Source organism: Aquimarina sp. MAR_2010_214, from assembly GCF_002846555.1.
GTDB lineage: Bacteria > Bacteroidota > Bacteroidia > Flavobacteriales > Flavobacteriaceae > Aquimarina.
In genome coordinates, this window is the sequence record NZ_PJMS01000001.1 from 388,589 (window position 1) to 408,739 (window position 20,151).

Genomic DNA, 20,151 nt, shown 5'->3' on the forward strand with positions numbered 1-20,151 from the left:
TCATTCAGCATTTCACTGAAAACAAGGGATGTTTTTTCTGGAAATAACAATAATTTTCATTTCTATTCATTAAAACCAATTTATATTAATTGTTTACTTTAGTATCGTAGAATATATATTATGATATTAGTCACAGGAGCAACAGGTTTGGTAGGCACACATCTACTGGTTAAACTTGTACAGGGGGGGAAAACTGTACGTGCCTTATACAGAACTGAGGCCAAAAAAGAACATGCAAAAAAAGTGTTTTCTTCCTACTTCACTTGTGAAGAAAAACACCTGTTTGATAGTATCGATTGGGTGAATACCGACATTAATAATATCCCAGCTCTAACTGAGGCTTTTGAAGGAGTAACTCATGTGTATCATTGTGCTGCCAAAATTAGTTTTAATCCTTCTCACTATAAAAAACTAAGAAAAGCAAACATTCATGGCACAGCAAATATTGTAAACCTTTGTTTGATCAAAAAAGTATCCAAGCTCTGCTATGTGAGTTCTATTGCAACACTTGGAGAAAATTTATCCAATTCTCATATCAATGAAAAAGCAGAATGGAATCCCGAAATCCCTAACTCGGTGTATGCTATTACAAAATACGGTGCAGAGATGGAAGTCTGGAGAGGGATACACGAAGGTCTTACTGCAGTAATTGTAAACCCTGGTATTATCATTGGCCCTGGTTTTTTTGATACTGGTAGTGGATATCTCTTCAAAAGGATTGATGCAGGCATGAAATATTACACAACCGGTACTACGGGTTATGTTGCCATACAAGATGTTATCGATATTATGTATCGACTTACTGTAGGTTCCTATAATAACCAACGCTATATTTTAGTCAGCGAAAATTTAAGTTACAAAAGCGCTTTCAACATGATCGCTCAGTCACTTCACAAACCATTACCTAAAAAGAAAATCTCTCCTTTCCTAATGAAATTTGCTTATTATGCGCAACGCATTAGTCATACTTTGTTTAGAACGAACAGATCTATATTTAAATCATCTATACGAAGTGCATTTTCTACAAAATACTATGAAAATGATAAAATAAAAAAAGAACTTATCTATAGTTTTACTCCAATCGAAAAAAGTATCAAAGAAACTGCTACTGCTTTTTTGAAAGAGCATTAATTCCTTTATCAATTGCCCTTTCTTTCACATCCAGTTCTTCTTCAATCTTCAATGTATCTTTATGTCTTGCAATAGAGTCTTTAATTTTTTTTATTGAATCTTCTTCTTTTTTCAATTTTTCATACTTCGTAGCTTCTTTATCCAGATTAGCCTTTACTCGAGTAATAATTCCTTTATACTTTTCTATCTGATCAGAATACCAAATATTATTCTCTGTAAAAACAATGCTATCTATACCATGTTTTTTTAGAATAAAAGCCTCTGGATTAATACTTTTTTCTTCAAAGGTTTTTCTATTTGAACTTTTGGCCGCTTTTACAAAGGCGATATCAGTTAAGATCTCAACCATACGGTCTTCCTCTATAAATGTTTCTGGTTTGGAAGGTTTATTTACGCTCTGACACGAAATAAAACTCAAGAAAACCGCAAAGTATATTACATTTCTAATCATCTGTCAAAAGTTAATCGCTGTGCATGTCGCACATTATAGAATTTAAAGTTTTTGTATACCAAACTACCATTAACAAAAGTATGTGTCACTCTTGATTTAAAGGTAGTTCCTTCAAAAGGAGACCATCCGCATTTATATGCAATATTATCTTTGTTTACTGTCCATGGAGCATTAATATCAACTAAAACAGCATCTGCATGGTATCCTTCTTTGATAAATCCTCTTTTCTCGATCTGAAATAATATTGCCGGATTGTGACACATCTTTTCAACGATTTTTTCCAGACTTATTTTATTCTGATGATAAAATTCTAACATAGCAGGAAGCGCATGCTGTACCAATGGCCCTCCAGAAGGCGCTTTAGTATACACATTATCTTTTTCTTCTTTAGTATGCGGAGCGTGATCTGTAGCAATTACATCTATTTTATCCTTTAGTAATGCTTCAAATAATGCATCCCTGTCTTTTGCTGTTTTTACAGCAGGGTTCCATTTAATCAATGTCCCTTTTTCTTCATAATCTACATCAGAAAACCACAAGTGATGAATACAAACTTCGGCTGTTATTCTCTTTTCCTTAAGAGGAATTTTATTAGTGAACAATTCTAATTCTTTTGCTGTCGAAAGATGAAAAATATGTAACCGTGCTCCTGTTTTTTTGGCTAATGCTACCGCTTGTGATGATGATAAATAACACGCTTCTTCACTTCTAATAACCGGATGAAATTTTACAGGAATGTCATCACCGTACTCTGCTATATATTTTGCTGTATTACTTTTAATCGTTTCTTCATCCTCACAATGCACTGCAATTAACAGATCTGTAGACGAGAATATTTTTTCTAATACTTCTGGATTATCTACCAGCATATTTCCTGTTGAAGAGCCCAAAAACAGTTTAAGTGCCGCTACTCTTTTAGGATCTACTTTAAGAATTTCTTCCAGATTATCATTTGTACCTCCAAACATAAAAGAATAATTCGCATAACTCGTTTTTGCAGCGATTTCAAACTTTTCTTCGAGTTTTTCTATTGTTGTTGTTTGAGGTACAGTATTAGGCATTTCTATAAAAGAAGTAATTCCACCAGCTATAGCTGCTCTGGATTCAGTTTCTATAGTTGCTTTATGTGTTAACCCAGGTTCTCTAAAATGTACCTGATCATCAATGATTCCAGGTAATAAGTATTTACCTTCTGCATCAAAAATGTGCACATCTGGAGACTTTGCACTTATCTGTGGTGCAATTTCTTTAAAAATACCATTTTCTATATATACATCTCCATTAAAAACCTGTCCCTCATTAACGATGTTAGCATTTTTAATAAGCACATTATCCATAGTCATATTTCGTAACGATTAAATAAACTGTTAAATTTCATTTTTATAACTCCAAAAACAGCCTCAGAAATAATTCCTTTGCTCATTTTTGATGTCCCCCTAGTTCTATCTGTAAAGATTACGGGAATTTCTTTTATTTTAAATTTCAGTAAATGTGCCTTAAATTTCATCTCTATCTGGAAAGCATATCCCACAAATCGAATTTTTTTAAGGTTTATTTTTTCTAATACTTCTCTTTTATAACAGACAAATCCTGCTGTTGTGTCATGAATATCCATTCCTGTTATAAATCGAACATATTTTGAAGCTCCCCAGGATAATAGAACTCTACTCATCGGCCAGTTCACTACATTTACTCCTGTCACATATCTGGATCCAATGGCAACCTGAGAAGACCCTTTGGCACAAGCATTATACAATCGTATAAGATCATTAGGGTTATGAGAAAAATCCGCATCCATTTCAAAAATGTACTCGTAAGATCGTTCTAATGCCCATTCAAAACCAGTAATATATGCAGTACCTAAACCTAATTTCCCTTCTCGTTCTATTAAAAAAAGGGCCTCTGGGTATTCTAACTGTAACTCTTTTACTTTATCCACAGTTCCATCAGGAGAATTGTCATCTACAATAAGAATATGGAAATCACGCTGAAGCGAAAACACATTTCTAATGATGCGTTCCACATTTTCAATTTCATTATAGGTAGGGATTATAACTAAGGCATCCACCATCTAGGCTATTTTTCAGGCAAATATAACTAAATAATTACTAGTTATTTTCTTGTTTTTATGAGTTAATTGATCGTAATTTTGACCCCAGAACAGAATATGGAATTTATTTTACGAGAAATAACATCAACAAATTGGCTTACTATCATAATCACAGTCTGCCTGATGCTACTAGCTGCAGCCAAAGGAGTGAATGTGCTTCGCTTTACTGATTTCATAATGCTTTTTAGTAATAGCAAATATATCATATCATATCAGAAGTTAAATAAGCTTTCTTCTTTGTTTAATGCAATTTTGCTATTATTTCAGGTGGTTTCGGTGTCGCTATTTCTATATCTATGCTTTGGTGTATTCGAGTGGCAAATAGTACCTGATCAAATTACATTGTATTTTAAGATTGTAATCATATATACTGTTATCGTTATTTGTAAGTTACTTATAGAAAAAATAGTTGCAACTATTTTTTCTATTGACTCTATAATTGATGAATATTTATTTTACAAAGTATCGTATCGTAATTTTATGGGAGTCATACTATTACCTATTAACATCATATTTATTTATGCGTTACAACCTTCTAAAATTGCATTTATAATATTGGTGTTTTTACTAATTATTCTCAATACAATCATGCTTGTTTCTTTTTATAAGAAAAACGAAAATATTATTTTGAACCACTTGTTTTATTTTATTTTGTATCTTTGCGCACTTGAAATCGCACCCTATTTTATACTATATAAGCTTATTAGTTAATTAGTAAGATCTTTACAAAAAAGAAAGAAAATATATGAAAGTGAAGACAATTTTGGTTTCACAGCCGGAGCCTAAAGTGGAAAATTCACCTTATTTTGATTTAGAAGAAAAGGAAAAAGTAAAAATTGACTTTATCCCCTTCATTCATGTAGAGGGAGTTGATGCAAAAGAAGTAAGGTTACAAAAAGTAGATTTATCACTATACACTGCTATTATCCTTACCAGTCGTAACTCTGTTGACCATTTCTTTAGAATAGCTGATGAAATGCGTTATAAAGTACCAGATACATTGAAGTATTTTTGTCAAAGTGAAGCTGTGGCATACTACCTACAGAAGTATGTGGTATATCGAAAAAGAAAGATCTATGTCGGGAAACGTACTTTTCAGGAACTATCTCCTTTGATCAAGAAATATAAAAATGAGAAATTTTTATTACCTTCTTCAGATAAATTAAAATCTCTAATTCCTGAAACATTAGATACTCTAAAGGTAGAATGGAAGCAAGCTGTTTTTTACAGAACTGTGGTAAGTGATCTCTCTAATTTAAGAGATGTGTTTTATGATATTTTGGTATTTTTTAGCCCATCTGGAATACAATCTTTATTCGAAAATTTCCCTGATTTCAAACAGAACAATACCAGAATTGCTGTATTTGGAAACTCAACGGTTAAAGCTGCCGAGGAACACAATTTGATTGTTAATATCCAAGCACCAACCCCGGAAACTCCATCTATGACAATGGCACTTCAAAAATATATCAAAGAAGCAAATAAGAAATAGATAGTTTTTATTTATTTTCAATGTATAAAAAAAGGGATCGAATATCGATCCCTTTTTTAGTATTAAAACGAAAGGTCTTATTCAAATTGTTTAAAATTCTTTTTGAAAGAATTTACCAACTCTCCAGCCTTAGTGTCATAAGCTTCTTTATCTGCCCATGTATTTCTTGGATTCAAAATATCTGAAGGCACATCAGGACAACTTTCTGGCATACTAAGATCAAAATGATTATCAGTAATATAAGTTACATCATCAAGCTTACCTTCTAAAGCTGCATTGATCATTGCACGAGTATATTTCAATTTCATTCGATTCCCTGTTCCATATGCTCCACCGGTCCATCCAGTGTTTACCAACCAAACATTAGCTCCAGTCTTTTCAATTTTTCCCATTAGCATATCACCGTATTCTTTGGGGTGTAACGGCATAAAAGGAGCTCCAAAACAAGCAGAAAAACTTGGTAACGGCTCATTAACTCCCGCTTCGGTACCTGCTACTTTAGCGGTATAACCACTAATAAAATGATAAGAAGCTTGCTCCTTGGTTAGCTTAGAGATAGGAGGCAATACACCAAAAGCATCTGCCGTAAGGAAAAAGATATTGGTCACGGTTTTACCTCTACTAGGTACTTTGATATTTTCTATATGATCAATCGGATAACTTACTCTTGTATTTTGAGTAATACTGGAATCTGTATAATCTACAACTCCATTATCATCTATCATTATGTTTTCTAATAGTGCTCCTTTTTTAATAGCACTATATATTTCAGGTTCTTTTTCTGAAGAAAGATCTATTACCTTGGCATAGCATCCTCCTTCAAAATTAAATACCGTGTCTTCTTCTGTCCAGGCGTGCTCATCATCTCCTATCAGTTTTCTCTTAGGATCTGTAGACAAGGTAGTTTTACCTGTTCCTGATAACCCAAAAAACAAAGCAGTTTTACCATCTTCTCCTTCATTTGCAGAGCAATGCATTGGTAAACAATTACGTTCTACAGGAAGAATAAAATTTAAAGCAGAGAAAATCCCTTTCTTTATCTCACCAGTATATCCAGTTCCTCCAATTAAGGCTATTTTTTTAGAAAAATTAAGGATTGCAAAATTATGCTGTCGTGTACCATCTACTTTTGGATCTGCCATAAAGCCAGGCGCATTAACGATCAACCAATCAGGATCAAAGGATTCTAATTCTTTGTTTTCTGGTCTTAAAAACATGTTATATGCAAACATATTAGACCAGGGATATTCATTAACTACCCGAATATTTAATTTATATTCTGGATCGGCACATGCATAGCTATCACGCACAAATACTTCCTTTCCTGAAAGATAATTTGTTACTTTATCATACAATGCATCGAATGCATTTTGATCAAAAGGAATATTAATATCTCCCCACCACACTTTATCTTGTGTGATATGATCTTTAACAATAAAACGATCCATAGGGGATCGACCAGTAAATTCGCCCGTGTTAATTGCTAGCGCACCTGATTCGGTAATTTTCCCTTGACCTTTTTGTACTACTTCTTCCTGAAGGTTTTCAGAAGATAATTGGTAGCGCATTGTAGCATTTTCAATACCGTAATTCTTTAACGAAAACGTTTTCGTAGTTGGATACAGTGGTTCCATATATAATATGTTGTGTTTGTTATGTACGTGCAAAATTATAAATAATAATTACACCAACCGACAAAAAAATCACTTAATCTTCACTAATGAAATCACTAAGAAAAACCACCCAAGTATCAACAATAGACCTCCCAAAGGGGTAATAAAACCAATGCTTGACAGAGAAATCCCTAAAACCTCATCGATCACCAAAAGGTATATTGACCCTGAAAAAAGGGTTATTCCCCCCATAAAAAAATAAAAAATGCGCTTTCTGGTAACTTCTTCTAAAACAGACATATTTCCCAAAATAATACAAACGATAGCGTGATACATTTGATATCGTACTCCGGTAGTAAAAGAGTCGATACTCTCTGGATCAACTAATTTTTTCAGTCCGTGAGCACCAAAAGCTCCTAATAGTACTGCTAATAATCCTAACACCGCACCGGTAATCAAAATTGTTTTGTTTGCTGATATTTTATCCATAATTGACTATAACAAGCATTAAATTTTAAACTTTAGACAAATTTTTAAAAAAAATATAATTAATCCGCTACGATAGCCAACCTATTTTTTGCGGTATTTATTACATTCGTATCAAAGTTATCAAAATATTAGAAGTTATGCGAAAGATCTTAGTTATTGGTGCCGGTAAATCTACAGCAATCCTGATTAAATATTTTCAGGATAAATCTATCTCAGAGAATTTACACATTACGATTGGTGATATTTCTATTGAAAATGCAAAAAAATTAGCAGGTGACCACACTAATACTGAAGCAATACTTCTAGATGTTTTTGATCAAAATTCGCGAGAAGAAGCTATTCAAAAAGCAGATATTGTAGTATCAATGCTACCTGCACGTTTTCATATCGAAGTAGCTAAAGATTGCTTACAATTCGGCAAATGTATGGTCACAGCTTCTTATGTTAGTCCCGAAATGCAGGAACTTGATGCAAAAGTTCGTAAAAAAGGACTCATCTTCATGAATGAGATTGGCCTAGATCCTGGTATCGATCATATGAGTGCGATGCAAGTTATAGATCGAATCAGAAATCAAGGCGGTAAAATCGTTTTGTTTGAGTCATTTACAGGTGGTCTGGTCGCTCCCGAAAGTGATACTAATTTATGGAATTACAAATTTACATGGAACCCTCGCAATGTTGTTATTGCCGGACAAGGTGGCGCAGCAGAGTTTCTACAGGAAGGAACATATAAATACATCCCTTATCATAAATTATTCAGACGAACAGAATTTCTTGAAGTCGAAAATTATGGCCGTTTTGAAGCCTATGCAAATCGAAATTCTTTAAAATATCAAAGTATCTATGGATTAGATGATATCCTAACTCTATATAGAGGAACTATAAGAAGAGTAGGGTTTTCTAGAGCCTGGAACACCTTTGTACAATTAGGTATGACTGCCGATGATTATACTCTGGCAAATTCTGAGCATATGAGCTATCGTGATTTCACTAATTCCTTTCTTGCATATTCCCCTTCTGATTCAGTAGAACTGAAACTTCGTCATTATCTTAAGATTGATCAAGATGATATCATGTGGGATAAACTCCTGGAACTTGATCTTTTTAATCCCAACAAAAAAGTTGGTATTCCTAATGCTACCCCAGCCCAAATCCTTCAAAAAATATTGATGGATAAATGGACTTTGGATGAAGAAGATAAAGATATGATCGTGATGTATCATAAATTTGGTTATGAGCTTAATGGGAAACATAAACAGATCGATGCTACTATGGTAAGTATTGGCGAAAATCAGACTTACACCGCAATGGCCAGAACCGTAGGTTTACCGGTTGCCATGGCTACGTTACGTATTCTCAATAAACAAATTACGTCTCCCGGAGTACAGATTCCAATTCAGGAAGAAGTATATACTCCTATACTCAAAGAACTTGAAGAGTATGGCATCATATTTAAAGAGAAAGAGTGCGATTACCTTGGCTATAACCCTGATGGTGTAAAAGGATAGTTTATAAAATCTAAAAGCCTGACAATTGACTTAACTATCTAAATTTATAATAATTCCTGATTTTAAATTTCAATTATAAACCATTAATTGTATTTTAGTTAATAATTGTAATTTTATACTCTATGAAAGGTCAAAACAATAACTTAAAAATTGATGGTATTGATAAAGAGATTTTACGTAATCTCATGGAAGATGCCAGAAGACCTATTCTAGAAATTGGCAGAAAAGTAGGAATATCTGGTGCTGCTATCCATCAAAGACTTCGTAAACTCGAAGCTTCTGGGCTTATTGCCGGATCAAAATTTATTATCGACCCCAAAGTACTAGGGTATAAAACAATGGCTTTTGTTGGTGTACATCTAGACAAAGCGGTAAGCAACCCAAAAGCAGTAAAGCAATTACGAGATATCCCAGAAGTAATCGAATGTCATTACACTACAGGAAACTGGTCTATTTTTATCAAAATACTTTGTAGAGACAATGAGCATTTAATGAATGTATTGAATAAAAACATTCAAGCTATAGAAGGTGTGTCTCGTACAGAGACTTTTATCTCTTTAGATCAGCAAATTGATCGTCAGATTAAAATATAACACAAACCTTCATTTTCATTTCACTATTTCACTCAAAGTTTTCTTCATTTTATAAGTAACTCATAAATTCAGCAGGCATAACGCTTATCCTAAAATCTAATCTTCAGCGCAACAATTCCCTTCTTTATGCACTCCTAACTTGCGCAAAATATCTTCCATTAAACACCATTTTGTAAAAGAAGACTGTAACAGATTAGCGCCTACAAAAATGGTAAACCATAACCAGTTTTGATTAACGTACATTCCTAAAAGTACACTTATCACTACAAAAACGCCAGCAATGGCTCTTATATATCTATTGATCATTTTAAATTAATTTTAAAGATTATACATGTTTTTCAACAGGAACTACAACCGCTTTAATAGGGGTATTAGTTTCTAAATTTTGATTAAAAGCTTTTATAAATAGTTTTAAAACCTCATTTTGAAATGTTTCTACTGCCGTGACAATTACCAATTTCATTATTTATAGTTTTTACGTTCAATCATATAGTATACTAAAGGCACCACCAATAGGGTTAATACTGTTGATACTATCGTTCCTCCCATTAGCGAGATCGCCAAGCCTTGAAAAATTGGATCAAATAGAATCACAAAAGCACCAATAACCACGGTACCAGCAGTTAGCAAAATAGGTGTAGTACGTACCGCTCCAGCTTCAATTACAGCCTGTTTTATAGGAACACCTTCAGCTAATCGAAGGTTTACAAAATCGATTAACAAAACCGAGTTTCGAACCATAATTCCTGCAAGTGCTATCATTCCAATAAAAGATGTTGCAGTAAAAAACGCTCCCATAACCCAATGTCCTAAAACAATTCCGACCAGTGACAATGGTATTGCAACCATCATCACTACTGGTGCTTTAAAATTTTGAAACCAGCCCACAATTAGGATATAAATGATAATGATAACACCTAAAAACGCAATTCCGAGGTCTCTAAAAACCTCAAGAGTAATTTGCCATTCTCCATCCCACTTTACCGTATAATCCTCTTCAAAATCAGGCTGTTTTATATATAATTCATCCATTTTATAACCTATAGGCAGGGCTATGTTTTGTAATTTATCAGATATTCCCAGGATCGCATACACCGGACTTTCTAATTCACCAGCCATATCTGCCATTACATACACTACACGTTTTTGGTTTTTACGGTAAATACTTTTTGCAAGTGTACGTTGCTGGATCGTAACCAAATCACTAATCGCAATCATCACTCCTCGTTGTGATTTTATCTTTAATTGCGAAATATCTAGTATAGTTGATTTCTCTTTTTCGTCTAGTGCCACTACAATTGCTACCTGGTTAGAAGCATCCTCATCATACAAATTAGTAATAGCGCTGTTAGAGAGTGCCATATTCATTGTATATGCTATTTGTTGAGGCGCTACACCATATAGCATTGCCTTTTCTTTATCGATGATAAACTCATATTCTATCTGATCATCTTCGACCATCCAATCGATATCTACTACGTCTGTAGTATTTTTTAAGATGTCCTGAACTTCATTAGCAACTTCAATTTGCTTATCATAATTAGGCCCATAAACTTCGGCAACAATGGTAGATAACACAGGTGGTCCCGGTGGCACTTCAACTAATTTTACATTGGCATTATATTTTTGAGCAATTTCCTGAATATCAGGGCGCATCATTTTAGCGATATCATGACTTTGTAAACTTCTATCATGCTTATCGGTAAGATTTACCTGTATATCTGCCATATTGCTTCCTCCACGTAAATCATAATGACGTACCAGGCCATTAAAAGTTATAGGAGCTGATGTTCCTACATAATTTTGATAATTTACCACTTCTGGTTGTGAAGATAGATACTGTGCAATTTCTTTTGCTACCACTGCAGTACGTTCTAATGTTGTACCTTCTGGCATATCTATAACAACCTGAAATTCATTTTTATTATCAAAAGGCAGCATTTTGACTGCCACTGATTTGGTAAAAAACAACCCAACAGATCCTAATAGTAATAAGAAAGTTATCCCTAAAAACAACCACCTTTTTGCTCGGTTTTCTATCAATGGAATTTCAAATTTTGAATACACCCTATAAATAAAAGTATCTGTAAGATCTCTACTTTCATTCTCTTTTACCGTATCTCTTTTCTTATCTTTCTCACGTAAAAAAACAAAGCCCAGATACGGTGTTATGGTTAAGGCAACAAAAAGAGATAATAACATTGCAATAGATGCACCTATAGGCATTGGACTCATATAAGGCCCCATTAACCCAGATACAAAAGCCATAGGCAATACAGAAGCAATAACTGTAAATGTTGCCAAAATGGTTGGGTTTCCTACCTCATTAATCGCATATAAGGCTGCTTGTTTAAAGGGCAGACGTTTCATCTTAAAATGCCTATGCATATTTTCGGCAATAATAATGGAGTCATCTACTACAATTCCGGTAACAAAAACTAATGCAAATAATGTAATACGGTTTAATGTATAATCGAGCATATAGTAGCTTAACAATGTTAATGCAAAAGTCACAGGAACCGACAAAAACACCACCAGCCCTCCGCGCCAGCCCATTGCCAACATTACCACTAGCGTTACCGCAATAATAGCTCCTATTAGATGCATTAATAATTCTGACACCTTTTGAGACGCTGTTTCTCCATAATTTCGGGTTACTTCGACATGTACATCATCAGGGATTAATGTAGTGCGTAAGTGTTCTACTTTATTTATGATCACATCAGAAATTTTCATAGCATCTGCTCCTTTTCTTTTAGCTACAGAAATAGTTACAGCCTGGTATTCTGATGTATACATTGCAGCTTTTTCACTCGCTTGCCCAAATCCTAAAGACACATAATTACTTGGTATTTCTGGACCATCTATAATTGTTGCGATTTGCTTGAGATAAATAGGCTGATTTTGTTGTACTCCTACCACTAAATTATTTACATCTTCAACCGATTCTAAAAACTTGCCTGTTGTGATTAAAAATTCAGTATCATTTTTAGTAATACTTCCTGCACTTAATTGTTGATTATTAGCCTTAATCATTTCAGAAACAGACAAGAAATCCAAACCGCTCGCAGATAATTTATCTTTATCAAGCACTACACGTAGCTGTCGATTACGACCTCCTATTTTATGTGTGATAGCGACATCATTTACTTTTTCAATCTCATTCGTAAGTTCATCGGCAATTTGCTTGATTTGATAGTCATCATAATTTTCGCTCCACAAGGTTAGACCCAGCATTGGCACATCATCAATCGCACGTGTTTTTACCAAAGGCATCGTAACGCCTTGTGGCATTTGATCCATATGCTTATTGATTTCGTTATAGAGTTTTACAAACGAACGCTCTATATCTTCACCCACATAAAATTGAACAATCACCATTGCTTTCTCCTTCATAGCAGTAGAATACACATATTCTACACCTTTAATATTAGAAATCAATTTTTCTAATGGTTTAATAATACGCGACTCTACTTCTGTAGGGCTAGCTCCGGGATAGCCCACAAAAATATCTGCCATAGGCACATCTATTTGCGGTTCTTCTTCGCGTGGTATCAAAAACGAACTATACACACCTACGACCATAAATACAATCATAAGTAGTACAGTAAGCTTAGAGCCTATAAAACTTTTGGCAATTTTTCCTGCTAAACCTTCTTTCATTTTTCTATGTTTTTTGGGCGTTCGAGCGGGCTATCCGTTACAATCTTTTTAAGTTTCTCACCGCACCTAATGGTATTTAACGAGGCCTTCAAAAAGGATTTTCACTGCTATCCCTAACGCAACTTTTTAGTTATTGAATGGTAATTTTTGCACCATTAAACAATTTTCCTTCTGCATAAACGATGTACGCTTCATCTGATGATAAGCCCGATAACACCTCTATTTGATCACCAAAAGTTCTTCCTAATCGCAACCAACGTAACAATGCAGTATTGCTCTGACTTACTGTATACACACCAGACAACTGACCATTTGTTATCAATGCTTCTGTGGGGATTAAAACCATTGTGGTTTTTGCTTGCTTTTTTATAGGAAATTGAACTGTTGTAAACATTCCGGATAAGATATTTGCATTGGTAGCATCCAAGGTAATTTTTACAAGGTACTGCCCCCCTGTATTTCTCGCCGATGTGCTGACTTCTGTTACTTTTCCTTTTATAGTTGTATCTATTGATTTTACTACTACATCTACTTGAGTTCCTGATTTAATTTGAGTTATTTCGGTTTCTGGTATCATTGCCATTACCTCATAAGCCCCTGGGGTTTCTATAGATAGTAAAGGGGTTCCTGGATTTGCCATATCCCCTTTATCCACAGATTTGCTGGTAACAACACCGCTAAAAGGCGCTGTAATATTAGAATAAGCAAACTGTGCGCTTACTTCATTTTTCATTTGTTTTGCTGCTTCTAATCGTGCTTTTGCCATCTCAAAACGAGCTGTCATATCATCCATTTCTTTTTGAGAAGCACTATTGTCTGCAAACAAATTCTTAAATCGATTATAATCTTTTTGAGCATTATTAAAAGCTACAGTAGCTTCAGTAATACTAGCATTTACCTGTGCTTTTTTTGCTTGTAAGTCTGCATTATTGATAGCAACCAGCAACTGACCTTTATGTACCTTATCACCTACGTCTACATATACATTATTTACAAATCCCATCATTCTCGTACTTAAATCAGCACTGTTTACAGCTTGAATCTTACCACTAGCAGATAAAAATTGGCTGTTATTATTTGTAGAGACTTTATTCACTTTTACAGGAATAGGATCAGCAGTATCTGCAACTACTTTTTTAGTATCATTTCCACAACTAGCCATAATTACTGTTAATGAAAAGATTGCTGTTTTATATATTTTTCTCATTTTCGATATTTTTTACTCTTCTATTCTTACTTTCTGTGACTTATTTCATTCTTTGGTTAAAAATTGCAGATACGCCTGTGCGTGATTGTACTCAAAAATAGTTTGATAATACTCCAGTTGCTTTTGCGCATATTGCGTTTCGGCCATTAATAAATCTGTTGTTTTTTCTAATCCTTCTTTAAACCTATTAGTTCGTATTCTTAAGGATTCTTCAGATTGCTGCAATGCCAATGTGGTGAGTTTCAATTTGTTTTCGGCATCTACCAACATTCGCTTTACTTTATTTAATTCTAGATTACTTTGAGAGACATATTGCTCATATTCTAATTTAGATTTCTCAAATTCAGCTTTACTCTTTTGTGCTTTTCCAAAACGTTTAGAGCCTTCAAAAAGATTCCATTTCATTTGCGCACCAAATATGTAACCACTAGCATCTGCCCGGAAAATTTCATCATCATATAACTCATAACTTCCAAATGCGTTAAGGCGCGGTAAAAAAGCCATTTTATCCGCCTTGTTCATTGCTCCATAAGCATTACTGGCCAGTTGCATTGCTTTAATATCTGAACGGTTTTCAGAAATACCAATGTGCTCTTTAGGTTGCAGTGTTCTAATTGTCAAACTATCTACGGGTTGATACGTCGTATATTCTTTTTCATTCATTAAAAATGATAAGTAATCAGATGCATTTTTCACATTGCTTTTTGCCATTTGCAATTGATTTTGTACTTCTGTTACACGCACTTCTACAGCCAGCACATCAGCGCGTTGTAAGTAACCTTGTTTATAACTATCATTTGCCAATTTTCTATTAGCATTTGCAGCTTCGAGTACTTTTTGAAGAACGTCAATAGCTTTATACGCTAGCTGTAATTGCATATAAGCCTTATCTACTTCAAATACCAAATAATCTATAGCTCTCTGGGTTTGAAGAGACATTGCTTTCATATTTGCTTTAGCTGCCTTACGTTGGTATATACCATCCAGATTAATTAATGGTTGTTGGATTTCAAAACGGGTAGCGTAATTCTCAATTTGAGAAGGATCATTTAATAAGGCTGGATTAAAATCGTTCTGTGTTAAAATTTCTTGATTTAATTTTGAACCAAAAGCCATCAATGGATTAGTCGTCGCCATACCTGTATAGGATGCTGTAATATTGGGTAAAAAAACAGCATGGGTTTGTCTATAATCTGCTTTAGCCTGATTAAATTCTTCCCTCGAAATTTTAATCGAGGTATTTTCTTCTGTCACTTTAGTAAGAATTTCAGTTTTACTTACCGGTCTTATTTTTTGAGAATAAGCGATGCTAGACAGTAAAAAAACAACTAGTACTAACTTATATATATGATTGTTCATCAATTCTAATTTTATGATAGAACAAAAATACTTTCAGATTAACACCTGGACAGTAACATAAGTTACAGTTAGTATATTTACTGTGTTTTTTATGAAAGCATAAACAAAAAAACACTCCGTTACAGAATGCTTTTTACTAAATCACAATGAGTATATTTCATTGCTTAGTAGGCGATTACAAAGCACAAAAGATCAATGTGTGCAATCGGAAATTATAATTTATTTTCTGTTCTTGTTCCGCCATGTTTTCCGGCTACTACAATCATTATTTTAATACTTAAATACATGAATTTGAAAAACTGAAGAACAGGATTCATCATTTTGAACCGTTGATATTTTGAAATACGTTGTGTCATCATTTCTTTTTTTACAGGTTAAGGATTCTATCACTTATACTAGTTTCATCAGGTTTTATTCTGGAATTAACCACCACAAAGGTTTCATTTTTGCTTTATAAATAAATGCGTAATGTAATGCTAGTTTTAGCCAGTGACTTGCCAGGCCTATTTCTCCGAAGGTTTTGCCTAGTTTTCTACCTTGTGTTTTTGGATATTTATTGTAGTCTGGAACAATAGGGTAGGTTGTAATACTAATCCCGCTTCCTGAGATTAATCCAAACCCGGCAGATGCGATACAGGCAGCTCCCATATTCCCCATAGAGCCCTTGTGATGTAACAATTCTTTTTTGTTTTTAATAGAGTCTATAATATTATCTGCGACTACTTTTGCTGTAATTCCGGAAGGCATTCCTGTTCTGGGGGGTGCTGGAAATATTGCTGTTCCATTTTTACTTTTACGAGGCATTGATATGCTATGAGGTGGTGCAAATGCTATCCCTGGAGCAAATATATTTTTATAACTTGGGTTTTGATAGGTTTCTGGCCAGTCTTGAACAGACCAGTCCTCATAAGGCCTTGAAGTATAATCTGCATCTACAATCATAAATCCTTTAAAAAGTTTTTCTGTAATATCATCTTCTTTTTTATCATAGGCTTTAAAACCATGTCCCGAAAAAGAAGGTATGAGCATCGCAAAATCATAGCTCTCGGTTTTAAATTCTCCTTCCAAGTTTTCGTAATGTGCGATTCCATCTTCAATTTTAGTAACTCCTGCACCAAGAATCCACTTAATGTCCCGGTCTTCAAAAATCATTTCTACCAGTTCATTTGACTTCATCGTCATACTACCATATTTCAGCAACATTCCATCCATTCCAAAATCACCCAATTTATATTCATTAGAAATCCAGGTAATCTCTGCCTTATCACGCACCTTATGTCTACATAGTTCTTTTTCTACATTTAGGATATATTCAAAAGCAGCACCCTGGCAAGTAGCTTTTGCATGACCTGTTCCTATAAGAATTTTGGCCTTTTTACCTTGTTTCATTTCTTGAATCAAAGCATTTAAACCTTTCCAGGCATGATTTGCATGTGTATATGTACATACAGAATACGTTTTGTTTTTTCCTGGGATTAAACCTTCAGTAGCTTCAAAATTAAGTTTAGGACCTGTAGCATTTATCAAATAATCATATGTTATCTTTTCTCGCTGCCCTTTCTTCTCCTCTCCCATAACATACTCTGCAAGTACATATGGTTTTTCCTCGTTCACATCACCTTCAGGGTAAAATACCACTGCTTTGGCTTGTACATATCCTATTTGTTTCTTTTTATATAAAGGTTTAAGAGGAAATAAAATACTTTTTGATTTCATTCTTCCTACCCCAACCCAAATATTAGAAGGAATCCATTGGTAGTTACTGTTAGGGGAAACAACAATAACTTCGTGTTCTTTTGATAGTTTTCTACGTAAGTGTGATGCAGCTACATGACCCGAAATACCTGCTCCTAGGACTACTATTTTTGACATCTTGACTGGTTTTTAATAAAGATAGTGTTTGCCAAGAAATCTCACTGTCACTTTTGTTACATAAGCTTAGCCTCGTTTTTATGACACTATACAGCACATCTGTTTATTAAAAACCTGAGTTTTGAGTAATCAGTTACTAAAAATTTACTTTTCAAATGAAATACTCCAAATGCCACGCACTTGATTGATATCATATCCTAAAGCTTTATCATCAGGATATAAATTTGCCAATATATTTAACGTTTTTGATTGCACATCTTTTTTAGGCTTACCATGGCATTGTAAACACATAAGGTTTGTGGTAATAGGATAATAGAAGTGCGTTTTTTTATCGGTTTCTACTGTGATAGGCTCATATCCCTCATCGTTAGTGATTTTATTTTTGAAAATTTCTATATATTCGAGTTCTTCAGCAGTAGCCCTATTTAACGGATTACGAGGCTTATCACTTACTCTTTTAATTTGGGCGTTATACACTGTCGCCATACTATCGGTAAGCGTGTAGGCTTTTTCATTACAAAATTCTAATGCTGCTACAACTCCTTTTTTCTGAATAGTTCCCATTAAATTTTTACCAAGTACTTTCTTTGTACCCAGTGCATATTTCAGACCTATTTCTTTGTAATCTTTTGTCTCTAATCCTATTGTATTTTTTTCAATTTTCCCATCATTACGGTATTGCATTCTACCTCTTCCTTTTTCTTCTATATGCTGCTTAAACCATTTTGGTTCTTCGATCTTAAACTCATACATATAATCTGCAATCAAACGGATTTCTTCTTCAGAAAAAACCTGATACGGCATTACGCCAAAACGTCTTACTGCTCCTGGCATTCTAGATTTTTCCTCAGATGGTTTTTGAAGAAAATTCCAGATAGCATCACCGAACTCTTTTTTGGTGGTATCGTCATTTAAATAATGTGATTTTATAGCAACCATAGGAGGTGCAATGCTGCCATCATGGTCTGCTGATGGACTATGGCATAGATAGCATTTGGTCTCCATAATTTTTTTCCCAGGATGGGGTTTATTATCAGAAATTTCCACTTCTGTTTTTACCTGATAACCCTCATTTTTATTTTTGCAACTTGTAAACGTAAGAACACCAAACAACAAGCCTATTACTGTAAAAGATAACTTCGAAATTTTCATGATTAGCCTATTTAATGAGTAAAAACTTACAATCTGTAATAGGATATACCCCATGCAAAATATTTTTAGGAAGCGTGATAATATCTCCGCTTTTCAGTATATGTTCAGCATCTCCTATGGTAATTTTTGCACTACCTTCTAACATTAACAAAGGTGCATCTACAGGTGCAGAATGTGGTTTCATAACCTGATCGCTTTTAAGGGCAAAAGCTATCATTTTATAATCATTACTACTATAAACAACTGTATTATTTATCTTATCAGCATAAGCAACTTTACTAGCTAGATTATTCTCATTTACTGTATCGGTTTTAGCCTCTGGTGTACAACTAGAAAGTCCTATTGTACCTATCAAAATTAGGATGTATTTTTTCATAAGTTTTTAAACGCTGTTTTGTAGAAAGTGTATTCAATTATTTAAATGAATCTATGAAGAATAGCTCTTCATAAAAATTTATAATCTCAAAGCACTTCTTTACGAATATTGTTTGTTTTCAATTCAGTTATCTAAATAACAACTAGGTATAAATAACTTTATTTTTGTCTAATGTACAGAATCCTTTTTGCTCCTAAAGTAACAAACGTTACACATCAAAATAAAATATAGTTCGGATACCTTTACTTAATAACATATTGGAAAATATGACAAATTACATTTATATTTCCGACAGCTGTTTTTCAAAAACTTAGCAGGTAATTGAGTTGAAGTTTAGTCTCTTCTACCCCCCATAAAAATTGAGATAAAATAGAGTAAAGTTGCTAAAGAACCTAAAGCAGCTACCACATAGGTACGTGCGGCCCATTTTAATGCATCTTTGGCTCCTGCATGCTCCTGAGGAGTAAGCATATTATTATTTTCTAACCATGCTAATGCTCTGTTACTGGCATCATACTCTACAGGCAAGGTGATAAATGCAAACAGTGTTGTTACTGCAAATAATATGATTCCTATTAAGAAAAGAGTATTCCCAAAGATCACCCCGGATGCCGAAAGAATAAGTCCTCCCATAATCACAAAATTAGAAAGCTTACTTGCTACTCCTACTGCGGGTACAATCTTAGACCTCATGGTTAGCCAACTATATGATGTAGCATGTTGTACAGCATGCCCACATTCGTGAGCAGCTACGGCAGCGGCAGCGGCATTACGCTGGTTATATACTCCTTCACTTAAGTTTACTGTCTTTTTTAATGGATTATAATGATCTGTAAGCATTCCTGCAGTAGAAACCACTTGCACATCACGAATCCCATTATCCTGTAACATCTTGGTCGCAATCTCTGCGCCACTCATCCTGTTTTGTAAGTTGATATTAGAATATTTCTTGAATTTACTTTTGAGTTTATTGCTTACAAATGAGCTCACTAAAAATATAACTCCCGCAATGATATAATATCCCATCATAACTATTCATTTTTTTTATTGTAATTAAACTTGATATATAAAATACAAAAACCTCGCCATAATAACGAGGTTTTTGATTAAATAAACTTGAGTTAGCCAATAAATC

20 protein-coding genes are annotated in these 20,151 nt (G+C 34.1%); 5 read left to right on the plus strand and 15 right to left on the minus strand.

Annotated features, from left to right (window positions below; all coding sequences use genetic code 11):
• The first annotated feature begins 120 nt into the window (after positions 1-120).
• The gene (locus ATE84_RS01740; protein WP_101445300.1) at positions 121-1,131 is read left to right on the plus strand and encodes an NAD-dependent epimerase/dehydratase family protein; all 1,011 of its coding nucleotides are present in this window, start codon (positions 121-123) and stop codon (positions 1,129-1,131) included.
• On the opposite strand, the gene ATE84_RS01745 is transcribed toward ATE84_RS01740, so the two are convergent.
• The 3 genes from ATE84_RS01745 to ATE84_RS01755 are packed head-to-tail and all read right to left on the minus strand — an operon-like array spanning position 1,106 to position 3,653.
• Positions 1,106-1,582, minus strand: coding sequence for a DUF4296 domain-containing protein (locus ATE84_RS01745; RefSeq protein ID WP_101445301.1), 477 nt, complete (start codon positions 1,580-1,582; stop codon positions 1,106-1,108). The genes ATE84_RS01740 and ATE84_RS01745 overlap by 26 nt on opposite strands.
• On the minus strand, positions 1,579-2,919 hold the full coding sequence (locus ATE84_RS01750; protein ID WP_101450770.1) for a dihydroorotase: 1,341 nt from the start codon (positions 2,917-2,919) through the stop codon (positions 1,579-1,581). Before ATE84_RS01750 ends, ATE84_RS01745 begins: the two co-directional genes overlap by 4 nt.
• A 2-nt stretch (positions 2,920-2,921) precedes the next feature.
• The gene (locus ATE84_RS01755) at positions 2,922-3,653 is read right to left on the minus strand and encodes a polyprenol monophosphomannose synthase (protein WP_101445303.1); all 732 of its coding nucleotides are present in this window, start codon (positions 3,651-3,653) and stop codon (positions 2,922-2,924) included.
• Between the two features lie 78 nt (positions 3,654-3,731).
• Here ATE84_RS01755 and ATE84_RS01760 point away from each other — a divergent pair, with 78 nt between their 5' ends.
• Complete coding sequence (locus tag ATE84_RS01760) at positions 3,732-4,403, plus strand: DUF4271 domain-containing protein (RefSeq protein WP_233195728.1); 672 nt, start codon at positions 3,732-3,734, stop codon at positions 4,401-4,403.
• A 34-nt stretch (positions 4,404-4,437) separates the two neighbouring features.
• Positions 4,438-5,184, plus strand: a complete 747-nt coding sequence (locus ATE84_RS01765; protein ID WP_101445306.1) for a uroporphyrinogen-III synthase — start codon at positions 4,438-4,440, stop codon at positions 5,182-5,184.
• Between the two features lie 77 nt (positions 5,185-5,261).
• On the opposite strand, the gene pckA is transcribed toward ATE84_RS01765, so the two are convergent.
• A complete protein-coding gene (gene pckA / locus ATE84_RS01770; RefSeq protein ID WP_101445307.1) occupies positions 5,262-6,818 on the minus strand; it encodes a phosphoenolpyruvate carboxykinase (ATP) in 1,557 nt (518 codons plus the stop codon).
• A gap of 69 nt (positions 6,819-6,887) precedes the next feature.
• Positions 6,888-7,286 (minus strand): DUF423 domain-containing protein, encoded by a 399-nt coding sequence (locus ATE84_RS01775; protein WP_101445309.1) that lies wholly within the window; start codon positions 7,284-7,286, stop codon positions 6,888-6,890.
• A gap of 137 nt (positions 7,287-7,423) precedes the next feature.
• Between ATE84_RS01775 and ATE84_RS01780 the strand changes: the two genes are divergently transcribed.
• Both ATE84_RS01780 and ATE84_RS01785 read left to right on the plus strand, forming a co-directional pair.
• Complete coding sequence (locus ATE84_RS01780; protein WP_101445310.1) at positions 7,424-8,794, plus strand: saccharopine dehydrogenase family protein; 1,371 nt, start codon at positions 7,424-7,426, stop codon at positions 8,792-8,794.
• A gap of 122 nt (positions 8,795-8,916) precedes the next feature.
• Positions 8,917-9,387: an Lrp/AsnC ligand binding domain-containing protein gene (locus ATE84_RS01785; protein ID WP_101445312.1), complete on the plus strand. Its 471-nt coding sequence runs from the start codon at positions 8,917-8,919 to the stop codon at positions 9,385-9,387.
• 96 nt (positions 9,388-9,483) lie between these two features.
• Here ATE84_RS01785 and ATE84_RS01790 read toward each other — a convergent pair whose 3' ends face one another.
• The 10 genes from ATE84_RS01790 to ATE84_RS01825 form a co-directional block, all read right to left on the minus strand.
• On the minus strand, positions 9,484-9,693 hold the full coding sequence (locus ATE84_RS01790; RefSeq protein WP_101445313.1) for a DUF2892 domain-containing protein: 210 nt from the start codon (positions 9,691-9,693) through the stop codon (positions 9,484-9,486).
• Positions 9,694-9,712: 19 nt separating this feature from the next.
• The gene (locus ATE84_RS26435) at positions 9,713-9,850 is read right to left on the minus strand and encodes a hypothetical protein (protein WP_199176848.1); all 138 of its coding nucleotides are present in this window, start codon (positions 9,848-9,850) and stop codon (positions 9,713-9,715) included.
• Positions 9,850-13,050, minus strand: coding sequence for an efflux RND transporter permease subunit (locus ATE84_RS01795; protein WP_101445315.1), 3,201 nt, complete (start codon positions 13,048-13,050; stop codon positions 9,850-9,852). The genes ATE84_RS26435 and ATE84_RS01795 overlap by 1 nt, the downstream gene beginning before the upstream one ends.
• 130 nt (positions 13,051-13,180) lie before the next feature.
• A complete protein-coding gene (locus ATE84_RS01800; protein ID WP_101445317.1) occupies positions 13,181-14,257 on the minus strand; it encodes an efflux RND transporter periplasmic adaptor subunit in 1,077 nt (358 codons plus the stop codon).
• A gap of 45 nt (positions 14,258-14,302) precedes the next feature.
• Entirely contained in the window at positions 14,303-15,616 is a 1,314-nt protein-coding gene (locus ATE84_RS01805) for a TolC family protein (protein WP_101445318.1), read from the minus strand.
• Between the two features lie 212 nt (positions 15,617-15,828).
• Positions 15,829-15,972, minus strand: a complete 144-nt coding sequence (locus tag ATE84_RS26440; protein WP_199176849.1) for a hypothetical protein — start codon at positions 15,970-15,972, stop codon at positions 15,829-15,831.
• Positions 15,973-16,027: 55 nt separating this feature from the next.
• Complete coding sequence (locus ATE84_RS01810; protein ID WP_101445320.1) at positions 16,028-17,488, minus strand: NAD(P)/FAD-dependent oxidoreductase; 1,461 nt, start codon at positions 17,486-17,488, stop codon at positions 16,028-16,030.
• A gap of 144 nt (positions 17,489-17,632) precedes the next feature.
• Complete coding sequence (locus ATE84_RS01815) at positions 17,633-18,640, minus strand: DUF3365 domain-containing protein (RefSeq protein WP_101445321.1); 1,008 nt, start codon at positions 18,638-18,640, stop codon at positions 17,633-17,635.
• 7 nt (positions 18,641-18,647) lie between these two features.
• Positions 18,648-19,016, minus strand: coding sequence for a cupin domain-containing protein (locus ATE84_RS01820; protein ID WP_101445323.1), 369 nt, complete (start codon positions 19,014-19,016; stop codon positions 18,648-18,650).
• Positions 19,017-19,349: 333 nt separating this feature from the next.
• On the minus strand, positions 19,350-20,045 hold the full coding sequence (locus tag ATE84_RS01825) for a zinc metallopeptidase (RefSeq protein WP_101445324.1): 696 nt from the start codon (positions 20,043-20,045) through the stop codon (positions 19,350-19,352).
• Positions 20,046-20,151: the final 106 nt, after the last annotated feature.

Coding starts and splice junctions, on each gene's coding strand:
- ATE84_RS01740 (WP_101445300.1), top strand. CDS start 121: ATGATATTAGTCACAGGAGCAACAGGTTTGGTAGGCACACATCTACTG.
- ATE84_RS01745 (WP_101445301.1), bottom strand. CDS start 1,582: ATGATTAGAAATGTAATATACTTTGCGGTTTTCTTGAGTTTTATTTCG.
- ATE84_RS01750 (WP_101450770.1), bottom strand. CDS start 2,919: ATGGATAATGTGCTTATTAAAAATGCTAACATCGTTAATGAGGGACAG.
- ATE84_RS01755 (WP_101445303.1), bottom strand. CDS start 3,653: ATGGTGGATGCCTTAGTTATAATCCCTACCTATAATGAAATTGAAAAT.
- ATE84_RS01765 (WP_101445306.1), top strand. CDS start 4,438: ATGAAAGTGAAGACAATTTTGGTTTCACAGCCGGAGCCTAAAGTGGAA.
- pckA (WP_101445307.1), bottom strand. CDS start 6,818: ATGGAACCACTGTATCCAACTACGAAAACGTTTTCGTTAAAGAATTAC.
- ATE84_RS01775 (WP_101445309.1), bottom strand. CDS start 7,286: ATGGATAAAATATCAGCAAACAAAACAATTTTGATTACCGGTGCGGTG.
- ATE84_RS01780 (WP_101445310.1), top strand. CDS start 7,424: ATGCGAAAGATCTTAGTTATTGGTGCCGGTAAATCTACAGCAATCCTG.
- ATE84_RS01785 (WP_101445312.1), top strand. CDS start 8,917: ATGAAAGGTCAAAACAATAACTTAAAAATTGATGGTATTGATAAAGAG.
- ATE84_RS01790 (WP_101445313.1), bottom strand. CDS start 9,693: ATGATCAATAGATATATAAGAGCCATTGCTGGCGTTTTTGTAGTGATA.
- ATE84_RS26435 (WP_199176848.1), bottom strand. CDS start 9,850: ATGAAATTGGTAATTGTCACGGCAGTAGAAACATTTCAAAATGAGGTT.
- ATE84_RS01795 (WP_101445315.1), bottom strand. CDS start 13,050: ATGAAAGAAGGTTTAGCAGGAAAAATTGCCAAAAGTTTTATAGGCTCT.
- ATE84_RS01800 (WP_101445317.1), bottom strand. CDS start 14,257: ATGAGAAAAATATATAAAACAGCAATCTTTTCATTAACAGTAATTATG.
- ATE84_RS01805 (WP_101445318.1), bottom strand. CDS start 15,616: ATGAACAATCATATATATAAGTTAGTACTAGTTGTTTTTTTACTGTCT.
- ATE84_RS26440 (WP_199176849.1), bottom strand. CDS start 15,972: ATGACACAACGTATTTCAAAATATCAACGGTTCAAAATGATGAATCCT.
- ATE84_RS01810 (WP_101445320.1), bottom strand. CDS start 17,488: ATGTCAAAAATAGTAGTCCTAGGAGCAGGTATTTCGGGTCATGTAGCT.
- ATE84_RS01815 (WP_101445321.1), bottom strand. CDS start 18,640: ATGAAAATTTCGAAGTTATCTTTTACAGTAATAGGCTTGTTGTTTGGT.
- ATE84_RS01820 (WP_101445323.1), bottom strand. CDS start 19,016: ATGAAAAAATACATCCTAATTTTGATAGGTACAATAGGACTTTCTAGT.
- ATE84_RS01825 (WP_101445324.1), bottom strand. CDS start 20,045: ATGATGGGATATTATATCATTGCGGGAGTTATATTTTTAGTGAGCTCA.